Annotated in this window: 2 protein-coding genes; both read right to left on the reverse strand. The window is 69.3% G+C overall.

The window, feature by feature from the left end:
* A partial coding sequence (locus tag E1200_RS32770; protein WP_207933663.1) for a hypothetical protein occupies positions 1–884 on the reverse strand: 884 nt, incomplete at its 3' end.
* 175 nt (positions 885–1,059) lie between these two features.
* A complete protein-coding gene (locus E1200_RS32775; RefSeq protein WP_131956484.1) occupies positions 1,060–1,749 on the reverse strand; it encodes a hypothetical protein in 690 nt (229 codons plus the stop codon).
* Between the last annotated feature and the right edge of the window lie 465 nt (positions 1,750–2,214).

A 2,214-nucleotide genomic window follows, 5' to 3' on the forward strand; every position in this document is an offset into this window, starting at 1 on the left:
GTCCTGGGGTGCGCGGATGCAAGGCTCGCGACCAGCCCCTGCCCCGCGTCCCCCACCACCAGCCGCAGCACCCGGCCGCCGTCGTCGGCCGAGCGGTCGGCCAGCTCCCCCAGCTCCGCCGGGAGGTCGCCGCGGCGGATCACGAACGTGTCGCTGTCCAGCAGGACCGCTCCCACGAGCGCCGCCGGCGGACGGCCGCCCGCCGGCACCGCGTGCTCTTCGACGTTCTCCACCAGTTCGGTGAGAAGCGTCTGGCTGAGCACGCGGCCGCCCGGCTCCGCCATCCCGAGCTCACCCAGCCTGGCGAGCGCGGCGTGAAAGTCGTCCGACTCCTGGAGCTTCTCGCCGCGGTCGGACAGCAACCACTGGAGCGGCATGATCCGGCGCGGCCGGTAGCGCGCGTCGCGGGGATCGTCGTCGGGGACGCTTCCGTCCGTTGTGGCGGCCTCCCGGGTCCTTGTGAGCGGGTGGCTCCCGTCGCCCGCCTTGGTGATCTGGACTGCTCCGTCCGGCCAGTGCGGTGCGTGCAGGGCGTCCAGGAAACCGATGTGCCGCATGTACGCGCGGGTGTCGCGGCGGGCGCGAGCGCGGCGGTTGATCTGGCTCCGGGCCTCCGCTGCGGCGGACATTCCGGACGTATGCCCGTCCGGCGGTGCCGGTTCGGCGGGGAGCGCCTCCGTGGGCAGCACGATCTCGGTGACCACGCCGGCCCGCACCGCCGCGTCCACCATGAGCAGCGCGCGGGCGAGCGCGCCGAAGTCGGCGAACTCCACCTGGCCGAAGTCGAGGCGGAGGTCGGTGAACCGTGCCGGGAGTTTCCCGGGGCCGACCGCGTTCTCCCAGGCCGGGATGGTCAGCCTTCGCGGGAGCCGGACTGTAGCCACGTGCGATACCTCCCGCGACCCGACAGTTGCGGTCGTCACCCAGGATCACACGGCCCATCCCGCCAAAAAGTGGCACATTACGCACTTTCGACCCCGGAAACGGGCCATACACCTGCAGGACGGTGTCGATTGCGAAGGATGTCGCGGAGGAAGCTTCACGCTGGGCGGTGGCGGGTCAGCGGCGCCTTCGCCTGTTCGGTGGGCTCGGCAGTTCGGCGGCGATCTGGGCGAAACCGTCCAGCACTTCGGGGCTGAAACTGCCCTTGACGGCCTCGGCTTCGGCGACGGTAAGCCGCGTCCTTTTCGGGATCGAGTGGTAATAGCGGCCGGTGAAGCGGATGTCGGCCAAGCCGAGTTTGCTCGCGGCCAGCGGCTTGATGTCGCCGGTGCCGTAGACGTCGATCACCCGCTGGAAGCGGCGCCGGTCACCGTTACTGCGAAACCTTGCCCAAGCGACCGTGATCAGTGCGGTGTTCCCCTTCCGATCGGCGATCGCGAAAAGCCTCCGATCCAGCGAGGTGCACGGGTTGCGGATGGCGGCCTGCTGCACTTCACCCCATGTGACGCGCACACACCCCGCAGTTCGCCGGTCGAGCGACCGTGTGACCCGCCGCATGCCCAGGCGCCGCCACGCCTTCTCGGCGTCCCCCTTACGCGCGGAACGCTTCGCGTCCCCCTTACGGGCCTTAAAGTTCTTCGCGCTCACCGAGGAGGCGCCGCCCGCACCCGCGCCCGCGGCACCGCCGACGACTCCGCTACTTCCCGCCATCATGATCGCGGCCACTCCAGCCACAATGATCTTCCCGCCGCCGTCGTCGCCGATCCAGATCCGTCGACCGTTCTTCGTAATCCAGCGCCCCGCCATGACCGCCCTCCGAACATCATCGGTCGGATTGCAGTAAGGCTAGGGCAGGCCACGGACGTTTCCCGGAGGTCTTCATGCGACGTCCGGATCCGGACGCTGTGGCGCCCTGTAACCTCGCTCGCCTCGTGGTTCCAGTCGCATTCCCGATACGACGGCAGGTCTTTTAGAGGGCCTGGAGTAGGGATAGCGCTGCTGGGTGGGATGCCCATGCCTGTGCCAGGCGATTGTGGACGTGCTTTTGGGAGGCTGGGTCCAGGGTTAGCGCCTGGGCCGTTTCCCGTATGGACGGGAGGTGTTGTGTGAAGTCTTCGGCGGTTTGCGCTGCTTTGGCTATGTGGTGTGCGTAGAGGATCTGGGCGCGGGTCTCCATCGTGGGCACGGGCAGGTGGTGGCGTAGGGGGGCCGCCGGTGTGTGGGGGCGCCGGCGATGGCGTTTGGTCGGGGGCCACGGGACCCATCCGGGGG

The organism is Actinomadura sp. GC306 (assembly GCF_004348665.1).
Lineage (GTDB): Bacteria > Actinomycetota > Actinomycetes > Streptosporangiales > Streptosporangiaceae > Spirillospora.